Annotated in this window: 14 protein-coding genes; 8 read left to right on the top strand and 6 right to left on the bottom strand. The window is 72.0% G+C overall.

The features are described 5' to 3' along the window. Nucleotides 1-20 precede the first annotated feature (20 nt). The gene (locus KF837_40700; GenBank protein MBX3233714.1) at nt 21-407 is read left to right on the top strand and encodes a TerB family tellurite resistance protein; all 387 of its coding nucleotides are present in this window, start codon (nt 21-23) and stop codon (nt 405-407) included. Between the two features lie 69 nt (nt 408-476). Next, nucleotides 477-1,715, top strand: a complete 1,239-nt coding sequence (locus KF837_40695; protein ID MBX3233713.1) for a hypothetical protein — start codon at nt 477-479, stop codon at nt 1,713-1,715. 9 nt (nt 1,716-1,724) lie between these two features. On the opposite strand, the gene KF837_40690 is transcribed toward KF837_40695, so the two are convergent. From KF837_40690 to KF837_40680, 3 genes are read right to left on the bottom strand one after another with little or no spacing between them, the layout of a single operon-like run. After that, entirely contained in the window at nt 1,725-2,105 is a 381-nt protein-coding gene (locus tag KF837_40690) for a response regulator (protein MBX3233712.1), read from the bottom strand. A 9-nt stretch (nt 2,106-2,114) separates the two neighbouring features. Beyond that, nucleotides 2,115-3,539 carry a sensor histidine kinase gene (locus KF837_40685; GenBank protein ID MBX3233711.1) on the bottom strand — a complete coding sequence of 475 codons (1,425 nt, stop codon included), beginning with the start codon at nt 3,537-3,539 and terminating at the stop codon, nt 2,115-2,117. A gap of 20 nt (nt 3,540-3,559) precedes the next feature. Further along, a complete protein-coding gene (locus tag KF837_40680; GenBank protein MBX3233710.1) occupies nt 3,560-5,404 on the bottom strand; it encodes a 3-isopropylmalate dehydratase in 1,845 nt (614 codons plus the stop codon). A 121-nt stretch (nt 5,405-5,525) separates the two neighbouring features. On the opposite strand from KF837_40680, the gene KF837_40675 reads away from it, so the two are divergent. The 5 genes from KF837_40675 to KF837_40655 all read left to right on the top strand — a co-directional run bounded on the left by KF837_40675 (nt 5,526) and on the right by KF837_40655 (nt 9,115). Further along, nucleotides 5,526-5,882 (top strand): hypothetical protein, encoded by a 357-nt coding sequence (locus KF837_40675; protein MBX3233709.1) that lies wholly within the window; start codon nt 5,526-5,528, stop codon nt 5,880-5,882. Further along, entirely contained in the window at nt 5,882-6,334 is a 453-nt protein-coding gene (locus tag KF837_40670; protein MBX3233708.1) for a 3-dehydroquinate dehydratase, read from the top strand. The genes KF837_40675 and KF837_40670 overlap by 1 nt, the downstream gene beginning before the upstream one ends. Nucleotides 6,335-6,376: 42 nt before the next feature. Continuing rightward, on the top strand, nt 6,377-6,847 hold the full coding sequence (gene accB / locus KF837_40665) for an acetyl-CoA carboxylase biotin carboxyl carrier protein (protein ID MBX3233707.1): 471 nt from the start codon (nt 6,377-6,379) through the stop codon (nt 6,845-6,847). 37 nt (nt 6,848-6,884) lie between these two features. Further along, the gene (gene accC, locus KF837_40660; GenBank protein MBX3233706.1) at nt 6,885-8,249 is read left to right on the top strand and encodes an acetyl-CoA carboxylase biotin carboxylase subunit; all 1,365 of its coding nucleotides are present in this window, start codon (nt 6,885-6,887) and stop codon (nt 8,247-8,249) included. Between the two features lie 110 nt (nt 8,250-8,359). After that, nucleotides 8,360-9,115, top strand: a complete 756-nt coding sequence (locus tag KF837_40655; protein MBX3233705.1) for a calcium-binding protein — start codon at nt 8,360-8,362, stop codon at nt 9,113-9,115. Here the strand turns inward: KF837_40655 and KF837_40650 are convergent. Continuing rightward, nucleotides 9,112-9,708, bottom strand: a complete 597-nt coding sequence (locus KF837_40650) for a hypothetical protein (protein MBX3233704.1) — start codon at nt 9,706-9,708, stop codon at nt 9,112-9,114. The two genes, KF837_40655 and KF837_40650, sit on opposite strands and share 4 nt — an antisense overlap. Before the next feature lie 99 nt (nt 9,709-9,807). Between KF837_40650 and KF837_40645 the strand changes: the two genes are divergently transcribed. Then, nucleotides 9,808-11,283, top strand: coding sequence for a serine/threonine protein kinase (locus KF837_40645; protein ID MBX3233703.1), 1,476 nt, complete (start codon nt 9,808-9,810; stop codon nt 11,281-11,283). Between the two features lie 11 nt (nt 11,284-11,294). Here KF837_40645 and KF837_40640 read toward each other — a convergent pair whose 3' ends face one another. Beyond that, on the bottom strand, nt 11,295-11,660 hold the full coding sequence (locus KF837_40640) for a hypothetical protein (protein MBX3233702.1): 366 nt from the start codon (nt 11,658-11,660) through the stop codon (nt 11,295-11,297). Between the two features lie 48 nt (nt 11,661-11,708). After that, entirely contained in the window at nt 11,709-13,433 is a 1,725-nt protein-coding gene (locus tag KF837_40635; GenBank protein MBX3233701.1) for a hypothetical protein, read from the bottom strand. Between the last annotated feature and the right edge of the window lie 2 nt (nt 13,434-13,435).

The following is a 13,435-nucleotide window of genomic DNA, read 5'->3' as shown; positions in this document are numbered from 1 at the left end:
GGACGCCGATCCTCCGGACCATGCACGACGGAGAATACGCGATCGTTCGAGCGCTCGTTCCGGTGGCCTGGGCGGACGGTGAGTTCGCGCAGAAAGAGCGCGAGATGCTCGACGGGCTCCTCGAGGCCTACGGCGCCACCGAGTCGGAGCGCGAGCAGCTCCGCGAATACGCGAAGGAGAAGCGGACGCTCGACGACATCGATCTGCAGGAGCTCTCCGCCGGCGATCGCCGCGTCCTCCTCCAGATCGCGGTCCTCCTCTCCTTCGCCGACGGCCACCAGCACGCCGACGAGATCAAAATCGTCAATGATCTCGCCACCAAGCTCCGCATCCCCGCCGACGAAGCGAAGGCGGTCATCGCTGCGGCGGAAGAGCGCGCCAAAAAGAACCTCTCGATGCTCGTCTAGGGTCTCGAGACGCTGACCCGGCGGAATTTCGGGAAGCGCGACCCACGAGGAGGTGCTACGCCGCGCGCGATGCGTGGCCGGCTCTCCGCCCTGATGCTCGCCCTCGGGGCGGCGGCGTGCGCCGACACGAGCCCGGACGCCGCGCGCGACACCAGCGAAATCACGACGGTTTCGCCGCCGCCGCCGGTGCAGCAGTCGATCGCGAACTGCTGGGTGTTCGCGACGAACGCGTGGATCGAGGCCCTCTCGGCGCGCCCGGTCGGCGGCACGCAGGTCGACCTCTCCGAGGCGTACGTCAGCTTCCTCTACTGGCTCGACCAGATCAGCGCGCCCGGCGCCCTCGAGCACCCCATCTTCACGCTCCGCGCGACCGGCTCGTGGGGCACCGCCGCGGACCTCCTCACGCGCTTCGGCTGGATGACGGAGGAGGAGTTCCTCACCACCCTCCCCGCCGGCACGTTCGCGGAGCGGCATCAGCAAGCGTTCGAGGCGGTCCAGCACGAGCTCACGCGCGGCGTGCTGCAGACGCCCGCCGCGCGCGCGGACCGCAAGCTCGTCGCCGAGACGCTCGCGACGGCGTGGCACCTCGAGCCCCGCGTCGTCGCGGACATGACGAAGGCCTTCGACGACACGTTCACGCGCACGTTCGTGACGGGCACGGCGACCCACGCGAAGACGCGCATCAAGAAGCTCGAGGACATCACGGTCGGCTACGGGACCGACGGCAGGCCGGTCACGGCGCAGGACCTCATCGGCTCGCTGGCGGAGGGCTCGGACGCCTACCGCGGCGAGCGCACCGGCCCGTACGCGTACTCGGACGTGAAGCCGCCCGGCAGCGAGGACAAGGTCCGCGGCTACCTCCGCCGCATCCAGCGCTCGCTCGTGCAGGACCTCCCGGTCGTGATGAGCGAGACCTCGGACGACGACGCGATCGACGCGACAGGCACCTACCAGAAGCCGGCCGACGGCGTGCTCTCGGACCAGTGGTACGACCACGCGGTCATGGTGTTCGACCTCTCGGTGCAGACCCCGCACTTCGGCCTCCTCCCCGCCGGCGTGGCGGAGACGCGCCCCGAGGCGATCGCCGACTCGCTCACCGACGACGCGGTCATCAAGACGTTCCGCGCACGCAACTCGTACTGGGGCCGCTACGCGAACGGCGCCGTCATCCCCTTCGCCGGCGGCGTCGCGGTCACGGACTTCACGCTCGACTACCTGCTCTGGCGCCCGAGCTACGCCGGCCCCCGCATCCTGATGCGCACGACCATCCCGAACGATCCGGAGATGGTGATCGCCAAGTCGCCTTGAAGGCGGGCGTCAGAAGCTCGGAACGGAACGCCTCTGCAGCGACTCGACCTCTTTCAGGAGGGCGAGCGGGCTGAACGGCTTGTCGTAGAAGGCGGTCGCGCCGACGGTGAAGGCCTTCCGCTTCACCTCCTCGTCGTTCATCGCGCTGATGATGATGACGGGGGTGTCCTTCAGCGTCGCGTCGGCGCGGAGCTTCTCGCAGACCTGGATGCCGTCGAAGGCGCCGGGGAGGTTGATGTCGAGGAGGATGGCGTGCGGCTTCCACGCGAGCGCCTCCTCGATGCCGCGCGCGCCCGAGCCGGCGCTCTTCACCTCGTGACCGCGGCCGCTCATCAGCGCCTGGATCATCCGGACGATCGAGTCGGAGTCTTCGATGATGAGAACGCGCATGTGTGTTCCTCAGCCGTCTGCGAACGTTACCGCAACGCGGAGCCCCGAGCCGTCGCCGCGCGTCGCCGGCGGATCGCTGAGCTCGAGCGACGCGCGCTGGCACGCCGCGAGCTCCGCCGCGAGGAAGACCGGCAGCGCCGACGGACGCCCATACGTGCCCGCGTGCGTCTCGAGCGTCATGAAGCCGCGGCGCCCGGAGGCCGGGAGCGGCGAGCCCGCGTCGTCGACCACGAGCCGCACGCCGGAGCCGTTCTCGGAGGCGGTGACGGCGACCTCGACGACCGCGCCGCGCGGCGACGCCTCGAGCGCGTGGGCGACGAGCTCGCGCAGGATCACCTCGATCGCGCGCGCGCCGCGGCGGACCGTGACGTGGCCGCCCTCGGGCTTCACCGTGACGTTGACGCGCGCGCCGGCCTTCTCCGCGAGGCCGCCGAGCGCGCGCGCCGCGGCCCGGGCCGCCTCGCCGAGATCGATCTCCGTCTCGAGCTCGTCGGTGCGGAGCTCGCCGACGCCGCCGAGCGTGGCGACGATCTCCTGCGCGTGCGAGACGCGGCGGCGGAGCGTGTCGAGCTGCTCGTCCGTGATCTCGTGGCGCCGCATCGAGCCGAGCTCGCGGCCGGCGGGGCCGAGGACGGAGCGGAGCTCGGACGCGATGCCCGAGCAGAGCTTCGTCATCGCCTCGAAGCGCTCGATCGCGGAGCCGCCGGGCGCGGGCGGCATGCTCGAGAACGCGGTGACCTCTTCGCCTTTGTCGAAGACGGCGGCGAGCTCGCGCGCGTAGACCTCGCCCTGCTTGCGCGCCTCGTCGAGCTCCTTGCGGAGCGCGGCGCTCTCGTTGCGGTCGCTCGCGCTCTCGGCGGGGAACACGAGGACCTCGTTGCCGCCTTCGAGCTCGTGGCGGCCGCCGTAGCGGATGATGACGCGCGAGAGCCACGCGCGCTCCGTCTCCGCGGTCGGCGAGAGATCGGGGCCGAGCGTGACGGAGACCTTCACCTCGTCGCCGTCGCGACGGATGTTGACCTGCGTGCCGTCACCGTGGCCGTGGCCGACGAGGACCTGGAGCATGCGACGGATGTCGGCCTCGTCGCCGTAGACCTCGGTGCCGCTGCCCGGCTCGATCGAGACGCGCGCGTCGGGCGCGGCCTCCATCAACAGCGCGGCGAGGTCGATGCGCCCGCGCCGTCCCTGCGGCGCCGCCTGACCCGCGGCGCCTGCCGGCGCCCGCTGGTTCAGGTTCGAGAGCATCTTCATCACGTCGTCGAGCGCGTCGAGCGACGTCTCGACCCCGTGCGCGGGGTCCTCCGCCGCGCTCGGCGGCGGCGGCGCCTGCGTGCGCAGGAACGTGACGCCGACGCGGAGGCGCTCGGCCGCGTTCTGCGCCTCCTGGGTCAGCAGCCAGGAGAGCTCGTTCCGAGTCAGTCGGCCCTTGGACAAGGTCTCCCCAAGCTACAAGATCACGTTCGCGAGCGCGAGACCGATGGACGTGCGGTCCCGGCGCTCGCCCAGGCACGCTCGGAGCCGAGCGCGAGCCAGGAGAGCTGCACCTTTTGCGCCCCGCTTCCCGCGAGGCTCACCGTCGTCGGCCCCTTCTCCGACCACTTGCTCGGCTCCGGCAGCGCGATCGACCGCTGCCCCTTGAGGCTCTTCGCCGCGGCGGCGTCGATCTTCAGCGCGGCGATGCCGAGCCCGCTGAAGACCGCGACCGAGCCCGACGGGATGAACGGCGCGACGACCGCGCGCACGTTCGAGGCGAGCTCTTGCGCGCGCGACGTGATCTCGCGCACCTCGTCGAGCGTGGAGCACACGACCGCGACGCCGTCGGCGCTCGGGAGCTGCTTCGTGCTCGCCGCCTTGGTCGTGGGGACCGCGGCGCCGTTCGCGAGGTGCGCCGGGCCCTCCACGAGATCGAGCGTCGCGCCGCCCTTCCACGGCGTCGGCGAGAGCGGCGTGATCGCGGCCGGCTTCTTCGGATCGCCGCCGGCGGCGCCCTTCTTGTCGCGCACGACGAGGACGTCGTCGGTCGGGAGCGCGCGCGGGATCGTCACCCGGACCGGGCGCTTGAAGCTCCGCGGATCGCCCATCTCGCCGTACGCGACCGCCCACGCGAGCGCCTCCGCCGACGCGACCGCGACCGGCTTCGGGATCGTCGCGCCCGGCTCGAGGTCCTGCGTGCGCGCGGAGAAGCCGCCCGGCACCGGCGGGTAGAGCTCGCCCGTCATCACGCGCGCGTCGGGCTCGATGATGCGCGCGCCGGTCGCGATGAGGTCGGTGAGCGCGCCGGTGCTCGAGAGCACCTCGAGCATCTGCCGCGAGGGGATCGCGACGAGGAACTCCACCCGCGCGGGGACGCGCTTCGACTTCAGGAGCAGCGCCGCGGCCGCGAGATCGCGGAGCGTGCAGCCGCTGTCGCCGCCGAGGAGCACCTGCGTGACGGGCTTGCCCGCGACGTCGCGCACGGTGCGGACCTGGCCCGTCTCGTCCATGAAGAGCGGGTCGACCGCGCCGAGGTCGACGTTGAGGACCTCGTCGCACGGCGCGCCCGCGTCGGGCACGAGCGCGCGATGCGCCTTCGAGCGGCGCTGATCGCGGAGGAAGACCTCGGTGCGCTCGTCGCTCACGAAGACCGCGCCCGCGGCGCCGAGCTGCGGGGCGATGCCGGCGAGGACGGCGCGCTCGCCGACGGAGAGGAGGCGCGCGGACGGGCCCGCGAACTCGATGACGACGGGCGCCGCGTGCGCGGCCTCGATCCGCGCGACCGCCTCGCCGAGGCCGCGGCGAACGAGCTCGTGCGCGATGTCGCGCGCGCAGATGAACGGGCGCGTGCGGCCGGAGAGGAGGACCTGCACGCTGCGCGGCGGACGGAGCGTGATGCTGCCGGTCGCGAGCGCGGCGCCGAGCTGGCCCGGCGGCACGACGATCGTGAGCATGCCGATGCCGCCGACGCCGGCGAGGCGCGGGTCGTCGGTCACGCAGAGGCGCGCGGGCGACGCGAAGCGCTCGAGGTGCACCGGCGCGGGGTAGCCGATGCCGGGGCGCGCGATGACGATGCCGTGCCCGAGGATCTCGGGCGTCGCCGCCTGGATGTCCTCGATCTTCGCCCGCGAGGCGGCCGAGCCGGCGCAGTGCGTGTCGTAGACGATCGCGACCTCCGCCGTCGTCTTCTTGAGGCCCGCCTCACGCGCCTCCGCGATCGCGCGGAGCGGCGCGCGCGTCAGGACGATCTGGTCCACCTTGACGCTGACTTGCGACCCGGCAAGCATCGGGTCGGCGCACCGACCGGCGAGGATCTTCTGGGCCATCGTGCGGGGCGGATCCCCTGCTCGTGCGCGCATCTCGGCGCACCTTAAACGGCCGGGTCACGGCCGGTCAAGGAGCGAGATTGACGGAAGTCCTCGCGGGCTCGTACGCTTTCATCCCACCATGTTCAAAGAGACTCTGCGCGATCTCGTCGAAGGGACCGAGGGCGGGCTCGCCGGGCTCTTGATGGACTCGAGCGGCATCACGCTCGAGAGCTACACGAAGGACGATTCGCCCTTCGACATCAACTCGATCGGGATCGAGTTCGGCGTCGTCATCGGGCAAATCAAGCGCGCGGCGGAGATGCTCGAGGCGGGGGCCGCGAACGAGATCGCGGTCGGCACCGACAAGCTCATCACCGTCATCCGCCTCCTCGGGGACACGTATTTCCTCGCGCTCGCGATGTCGCCGGGCGGCAACTTCGGCAAGGGCCGCTACCTCATGCGCACGGCCGCGCCGAAGCTGATGGCCGAGCTCTGATGCGCATCCTGGTCCTCTCCGGACCGAACCTGCAGCTCCTCGGCACGCGCGAGCCGGGCATCTACGGCACCGAGACGCTCGCGGAGATCCACGGGCGCGTCGAGGCGCGCGCGAAGGACCTCGGGGCGGAGGCGGTCTGCCGCCAGTCGAACCACGAAGGTGTGCTCTGCGATTGGATCGGCGAGACGCCGGGCCATTTCGACGGCTTGCTCCTCAACGCCGCCGCGTACACGCACACGTCGCTCGCGCTGTTCGACGCCCTCAAGGCGACCGCGATCCCGTGCGTCGAGGTCCACATCTCGAACCCGGAGGCGCGGGAGAGCTACCGCCACGCCTCGAAGATCGCCCCCGCGTGCGTGGCGAAGGTGAGCGGCTTCGGCGCCGAGAGCTACGTCCTCGCGCTCGAGGGCCTGGTGCGTTGGCTGACGACGCGCCGCAGCACGGCGAAATAGGGTGCAAGTCGCGCGGCCCTGCGACTACCGTCGCCCGCACCGATGACAGTCGACATCGACAAGCTCAAAGCCCTCCTCGCCGTCCTCGCGGAGGAGAACGTCAGCGAGTTCGAGCACGAGGCGGAGGGGGTCCGCGTCCGCGTCGTCCGCGGCGCCACGGGCCAGCTCGTGCCGCAGATGATGATGGCGCCGCCCATGTCCTCGATGGCGCCGATGAGCGCGCCGACGCCGACGAGCCCCGCCACCGCCGTCGAGACGGCGACGCCCGCCGACTCGATCGACGTGACGAGCCCGTTCGTCGGCACGTTCTACCGCTCGCCGAGCCCGGACGCGCCGGCCTTCTGCGACGTCGGCTCCGTCGTCCGCCCGGGGCAGACGCTCTGCATCATCGAGGCGATGAAGCTGATGAACGAGATCGAGGCGGAGCTCTCCGGCACGATCGTCGAGATCTACGCGCAGAACGGGAAGGCCGTCGAGTTCGGCCAGAAGCTCTTCCGCATCAAGAAGGCCTGACGTCGTGGCCGCCCACACCGGTCCGACCTCGCTCAACATGCCGCCGCGCCCCGCGGCGCCGCCGTTCAAGAAGATCCTCATCGCGAACCGCGGCGAGATCGCGCTCCGCGTGATCCGCGCCTGCCGCGAGCTCGGGATCGGCACCGTCGCGGTGCACTCCGAGGCCGACACGCGCGCGCTCCACGTGCGCTTCGCCGACGAGGCGGTGTGCATCGGCCCCTCGCCCGCGCTCCGCAGTTACTTGCATATTCCAGCCATCATGGCGGCGGCCGAGATCACCGGCGCCGACGCGATTCACCCCGGCTACGGCTTCCTCTCCGAGAACGCCGAGTTCGCGCGCCTCTGCGGCAAGTGCGGGGTCACGTTCATCGGTCCGTCGCCGGAGGCGATGCGGGCGTGGGGCGACAAGGTCGCGGCCCGCAACAACGCGAAGAAGTACGGGCTTCCGCTCCTGCCGGGGAGCGAGGTGCTCAAGGACGCCGACCACGCCGTCGCGGAGGCGCGCCGGATCGGCTTCCCGATCATCCTCAAGGCGTCCGGCGGCGGCGGTGGGCGCGGCATGCGCATCGTCCGCAAGGAAGAGGACGTCGCCGCGAATTTCACGCAGGCCACGCGCGAGGCGGAGGCCGGCTTCAAGAACCCCGACGTCTTCATGGAGAAGTTCATCGAGCGGCCGAAGCACATCGAGTTCCAGGTCCTCGCCGACAACCACGGCGGGGTGTGGACGCTCGGCGAGCGCGAGTGCTCGCTCCAGCGGCGGCACCAGAAGGTGATCGAGGAGGCCCCCTCCCCCGCGATGACGCCCGAGCTCCGCGGGGAGATCGGCGAGATCATCCGGAAGGCGGTGCGCGAGACGGGCTACCGCTCGCTCGGGACGCTCGAGTTCATCATGGACGAGGACCGGAAGCTCTACTTCCTCGAGATGAACACGCGCGTGCAGGTCGAGCACCCCGTCACCGAGATGGTGACCGGCCTCGACCTCGTCGCGCTCCAGATCCGCGTCGCCTCCGGCGAGAAGATCGAGCTGCCCGACACGCGGCTCTGGAACTTCCGCGGTCACGCGATCGAGTGCCGGATCAACGCGGAGGACCCGAAGACCTTCGCGCCGTGGCCGGGCCTCATCACCGAGTACTTCCCGCCCGGCGGCGCGGGGGTGCGCGTCGACTCGGGCGTGTACGGCGGCTGGACGGTGCCGCAGCACTACGACTCGCTCCTCGCGAAGGTCATCACCCACGCTTCGACGCGCGCGGAGGCGATCGTGCGCATGCGCCGCGCGCTCGACGAGTTCATCGTCGGCGGCATCCGCACGAACATCGCGCTCCACAAGCGCCTCCTCGCCGACGACGAGGTCGCCCTCGGCACGATGACCACGCGCACCGTCGAGCGCATCATCGCGAGCTGACACACTGACACAACGTGCCTGCAACGGCACATGCGCGTGCCACCAAGTGGCACATAACGGCGCTTTTCGCGGCGAATCATGGTGGCACATCGGTTGCTCGATGAGTCGGCATGCGCCACCTCGTCATCGTGCTCGCCGCTTCCCTCGTCGCCTGCGCCGGAGAGATCGAGCCGGACGAGGTGACCGGCGACGAGGCCGCGACGGTGAAGGAGGTCGAGGTGGACGAGGAGCCGGAGCCGGCGAAGTCGACGTCCGCGAACCGGCCGGCGCCCTCGAAGCCGTCGAAGCCGTCAAAGTCGTCGAAGCCGTCGGCGGAGGCCGATGAGACGTCGCCGGACTGGAGCACCGGCAGCAGCACGCCGCTCGTCCTCTCGTTCGACGACGCGCCGGTGACCTTCCGCGCCGACGCGAGCGGCTCGTTCGATCTCACGCGCAACGGCATGTCGCACGGCAGCGACTGGCCCTCCGCCGCGACGCCGTGGCTCGCGCTCGATCGCGACGGCAACGGCGCGATCGACGACGGCGGCGAGCTCTTCGGCTCCGCCACCCGCCTCGCGAGCGGCGCGTTCGCAAAGAACGGCTTCGACGCCTTGCGCGATCTCGACGACAACCACGACGGGGTCTTCGACGCGAACGACGCCGCCTTCGCGAAGGTCGTCGTGTGGACCGACCGCAACGCCGACCGCGTCAGCACGCCGAACGAGCTCACCACCCTCGCCGAGGCGGGCGTCCGCTCGATCGACCTCCACGATCGCCGCGAGGTCCGCTGCGACGCGCGTATGAACTGCGAGGGCGAGCGCAGCCGCTTCACGCGCACCGACGGCCGCGGGGGCGCCGTGATCGACGTCTACCTCCCGACCCGCTAGATCGACGTGCCGCCCTTGCGGAGATGGGCGGGCGGGGGCGGCCTGCCCGCGAGGCGATGCACCGGGCGGACGACCGGGTTCGTGGGCGGGCGCACCGGCTGCATCCCCGGCCGCGGCGTGAACGCGCACGACTCGACCTCGTCGGCGGGCAGCGGGTACGCCGGCGTGAACGCGCGCGGCTCGAGCACGGCGGGGAGCGGACGCTCGACCTCGTCGGCCTGGAGCGCGGGGGCGGGGCGGAGCCAGAGCGTCGCGAGCGCGCTCGCGGCGGCGAGGGCGACCATGCCGGCGCCCAGCGTCGCGGTGAGCAGCGCGCGGCGGCGGCGACGGCTCAGGCCGACGGGGCAGTCCGCGGTGAGCACCGTGCCGTCCGCGCGCTGGAAGAGCGAGATGCACGGGAGATGGCCGTCCGGTCCCGGCGCCATCGCGGCGAGGAACGCGTCCATCTCCGCCTTCGTCATCGCGGAGAGGTTGTGGACGTCGCGCCTGCACTCGCCGCAGTGACGCCGCTTGTCGTCCCCGATCATCGACTCCCAAGGCACGTCGCAAGGAGCGGCGATGAGGGCGTTCACGACCGGGAGCGCGCGGTGCATGGCCCTCTTCGACGAGCCACTCGCCGATTCGTTCTAATTTCCCACTCACGAGCGCTCGGCCACATCGACATACCCCACGAAATGCGGTGAGATCCGCGCGTGAGCGCCGCGCTGCGTCACGCGAAGGATCCCGACATCGTGGGGCGGTTCCGCATCCGGCGGCGGCTCGGCGCGGGCGCGATGGGCGTCGTGCTCGTCGGCCGCGACGAGACGCTCGACCGCGACGTCGCGGTGAAGCTCGTTCGCCCCGGCCGCCGGAGCGCGGCGTCGGCGGAGAAAGCCCGCGCCCGCCTCCTCCGCGAGGCGCAGGCGATGGCGAAGGTCGCGCACCCCAACGTCGTCGCGGTCTACGAGGCCGGCACCCACGGCGACGACGTCTACATCGCGATGGAGCTCGTCGACGGCGTCGGCCTCGACGCGTGGCTCCGCGCCGAGCCGCGCGCCGTCCGCGACGTGCTCGAGCGCTTCGTCGACGCCGGTCGAGGGCTCGCCGCCGCGCACGCGATGGGGATCGTCCATCGCGACTTCAAGCCCGCGAACGTCCTCGTCGGCAACGACGGCCGCACCCGCGTCGGCGACTTCGGCCTCGCGCGCGCGGCCGGCGACGCCGAGACGTCGGGCGACGTGGAGGCGCCGGGAGCGGAGAGCGGCTCGTCGCCGAACCTGCTCTCCGCCGAGCTCACCGGCCAGGGCGCGCTCGTCGGGACGCCGGCGTACATGTCCCTCGAGCACTTCAAGGGCAAGGCGACGGCGGAGAGCGATCAGTGGAGCTTCGCCGTCGCGCTCTACCGCGCGATCTACGGCGTGCCGCCTTACGAAGGCGACGGGATCGTCGCGCTCTACGAGGCGATCATGAAAGGGCCCGCGCCCGCGCCGCCGCCGAAGCCCGACGTGCCGCCGCGCGTCGCCGCCGCGATCCTGCGCGCGCTCTCGATCGAGGCCGCGGATCGCTGGCCGTCGATGGAGGCCCTCGTCGCCGAGATCGAGGCGGAGCTGCGCGTCGATCCCGATCGTGATCCCGCTCGATCGCGGCGCCAACGACGCGCGATCGCGATCGCGATCAGCCTCTTCGGCGTCGTGAGCGGCGGCGTCGCCGCGTACCGCACGAGCCTCGGGCGCACGATGGGCTTCGAGTACGTCCTCGTGCAGTCCGCCCTCGCGTTCGGCGCGATGAGCGCGGCGACGATCGTCTTCCGGCGCACGGTCCTCCGCGACGCGCACGGCCGCCGTCTCGTCGCGCTGTTCTTCATCGTCATCGGCGCGCAGCTGCTCCATCGCGCGCTCGCCTTCGTCGCCGGCGACACCTCGCTCGCGACCGTGCTCCGCGGCGACGCCGTCTTCGTCGCCGCGATCACCCTCTTCGCCGGGATCGTCCTCGAGCGCTGGATCGCGTTCGGCGCGGTGATGATGGCGGCGTTCGTCGTCGTGTCGTTCGTGCTCCCGAGCTTCGTCGTCGCCGCCTTCGGCGCCGCGATCATCGGCTTCCTCGCGCTCGGCGTGTGGTTCTGGCGCGAGCCGCAGCCTCCGCTCCTGCGACGGAGCGGCCTCGATCGCTCGAGCTCGCGGAGCCGCTGAGCGGAGCCGCGCTACCGGCAGAGCCGGCGGCACGCGGCGATGCGGTCGAGCGTGTCGCGCGGGTGGTTGCACGGCTCGCCGCGGATGCGCGCGACGCAGGTCTCGAGCTCGGCCGCGTTCACGTCACCGCGGCACGCGCCGAGAGTCGTCCTCGTGCTGCGTCCGACCACGGCGGTGCATTCGGCCCGATCGGCGTAGTCGGTGCCGACGTCGAAGCACTCCGCCGCGCGATCGCAGCGCGCGTTCGTGAGCCAGAGCGCGGCCTCTTCGTGCGTCGGCGTGTACGCGGCGGAGGTCGTGGTCGTCGTCGACACCTCGTTCGATCGATGACAACCGGCGAGCGCGAGCGCGGCGAAGATGAGATGGCGAACGATCATGACGGTCTCTCCTCGACCGTCATCGCTGCAACGCTCGCGCCGGGAGCCCTACTGTCGCGCTGCGGGTCGCTCGGAAGGTGGAGCGTGGCGGTCGCCGCTCTCGACGTGGCCGTCCTTGAAGCCGAAGACGATCGAGTCGCCCCACGCCACGTGCGTCGCGCCGCGGATGCCGAGGTCCGCCACCGTCGCCGCCTTCGCCGCGAAGGTGACGACCGCGGCGGTGCCGTCGGCGAAGATGCCCGCGAGGCGGCGGCCGGTCGGCTCGAACGCGAGCTTCACCGGCGTCTCCTTCACCCGGATCTTCGCGAGGACGCGGCCCTTCGCCGGATCGATGAGCGCGATCGTGTTGTCGTCGCCGCCGGAGGCGACGATGCGGCCGCGCGCGTCCGCCGCGAGGCAGGTCACGCCGAAGGCCTCTTCGTGCGGCGAGATGCGGTGGACGACCTTCGACTCCGCGACGTCGACGATGAGGACGCGGCCGTCGAGCGCGCCGGTGCCGACGACGAGCATGGCTCCCGGCAGCTTCGCGAGCGCGGTGATGCGATCGTCGGAGGAGAGCGCGTAGGTCGTCACGTGGCGCGAGTGCGTGAGGTCGTAGACCTCGACCGCGCCGGTGGAGCTGCCCGCGAACGCGTACGCGTCGTCGGCGGTGAACGCGGTCGGAGCGCCGCGGAGCGCGGTCGGCCGCGGCATGTTCCACGGCGGCGCCGAGCGCATCATCACCCGCGCCCCCGCGGCGACGACGACGTCTCCCTTCCCGACCCAGCAGCCCACCGCCCCCGGCTCACCCGGCGCCGACTCCCCCACCGTGAACGCCCCCACCTCCCGGATTTCACCGCCGGTGTGCTCGAAGACGCGGACCTTGCCGGACTTGTCGCCCGCGACGACGGTGCTCCCGCGCATCGAGAGCGAGGCGATCGGCGCGGCGGTCTTCGCCGCGACGTCGAGCGTGGTGCGGTCGCACGCGCGGACCTCGCCCGCGGCCCCGAGGGTGAAGAGCGCGCCCTGCGCGAGGGTGACGGCGTGGACCCCGTTCGGATCGACCGTGAACGACGCGCGCGGCTCGCCGGAGGACGAGCGGAACACCTGCACGAGGCCGTCCTCGACCGCGACGACGACGTGCTCGGCGTCGGCGGCGACGGCCTGCGCCTTCGACTTCGCGCGCACGCGGCGCACGGTCTTGCGCGTCGTCGCGTCGATCCAGACGAGCCACTCGCCGAGCGCGAGGACGACGATCTCGCCGTCGACGTGCGCGAGCCGCCACGAGTCGGCGGGATCGGTCGACGCGAGGCGGAGCGCGCCCGTCGCCTCGCCCTTCTCGCGCGTGAGGAACACGAGCGCGCCCTCCTCGGTGAGGGCGACGACGTGATCGCGCGCGACGACGGCGGCGTGGAACGGCCCCGCGGCTTGCTTCGTCCCCGCGCGTCCTTTGTCCGCGCTGGGGCCCCGCGTCGACCAGCGCATCTCGTCGTCGCGCGACCAGAGCTCGAGCGCCTCGCCGCGCGCGACCACCACCGTGTCGTCGCGACCGACGCCGAACGTCGCGATCGCGGCCTTGCCGGCGGCGAACGTGGCGCTCGCGCCGTCCCCCACCCGCGCGAGGTGCTTCTGCTTCTCGACGTGGACGAGCCACTCGTCGCCGAAGCGCGCGACCGCCTCGCCCTTCTTCTCGAGCGCGAGCTCGCCGGTGCGGGTGCCCTTGTCGTCGTAGAAGTCGATCGCGCGATCGCGCAGCGCCGCGGCGCCGCCGCTGCTGGATGCGAGGCGGCTCACGC

The organism is Labilithrix sp. (assembly GCA_019637155.1).
In the GTDB taxonomy this organism is placed as follows: Bacteria; Myxococcota_A; Polyangia; order Polyangiales; family Polyangiaceae; genus Labilithrix.
Note: the sequence above shows the minus strand (reverse complement) of the source record. Positions and strands in the feature narration are given on the sequence as shown.

Coding starts and splice junctions, on each gene's coding strand:
- KF837_40700 (MBX3233714.1), top strand. CDS start 21: ATGCACGACGGAGAATACGCGATCGTTCGAGCGCTCGTTCCGGTGGCC.
- KF837_40695 (MBX3233713.1), top strand. CDS start 477: ATGCGTGGCCGGCTCTCCGCCCTGATGCTCGCCCTCGGGGCGGCGGCG.
- KF837_40690 (MBX3233712.1), bottom strand. CDS start 2,105: ATGCGCGTTCTCATCATCGAAGACTCCGACTCGATCGTCCGGATGATC.
- KF837_40680 (MBX3233710.1), bottom strand. CDS start 5,404: ATGGCCCAGAAGATCCTCGCCGGTCGGTGCGCCGACCCGATGCTTGCC.
- KF837_40675 (MBX3233709.1), top strand. CDS start 5,526: ATGTTCAAAGAGACTCTGCGCGATCTCGTCGAAGGGACCGAGGGCGGG.
- KF837_40670 (MBX3233708.1), top strand. CDS start 5,882: ATGCGCATCCTGGTCCTCTCCGGACCGAACCTGCAGCTCCTCGGCACG.
- accB (MBX3233707.1), top strand. CDS start 6,377: ATGACAGTCGACATCGACAAGCTCAAAGCCCTCCTCGCCGTCCTCGCG.
- accC (MBX3233706.1), top strand. CDS start 6,885: ATGCCGCCGCGCCCCGCGGCGCCGCCGTTCAAGAAGATCCTCATCGCG.
- KF837_40655 (MBX3233705.1), top strand. CDS start 8,360: ATGCGCCACCTCGTCATCGTGCTCGCCGCTTCCCTCGTCGCCTGCGCC.
- KF837_40650 (MBX3233704.1), bottom strand. CDS start 9,708: ATGCACCGCGCGCTCCCGGTCGTGAACGCCCTCATCGCCGCTCCTTGC.
- KF837_40640 (MBX3233702.1), bottom strand. CDS start 11,660: ATGATCGTTCGCCATCTCATCTTCGCCGCGCTCGCGCTCGCCGGTTGT.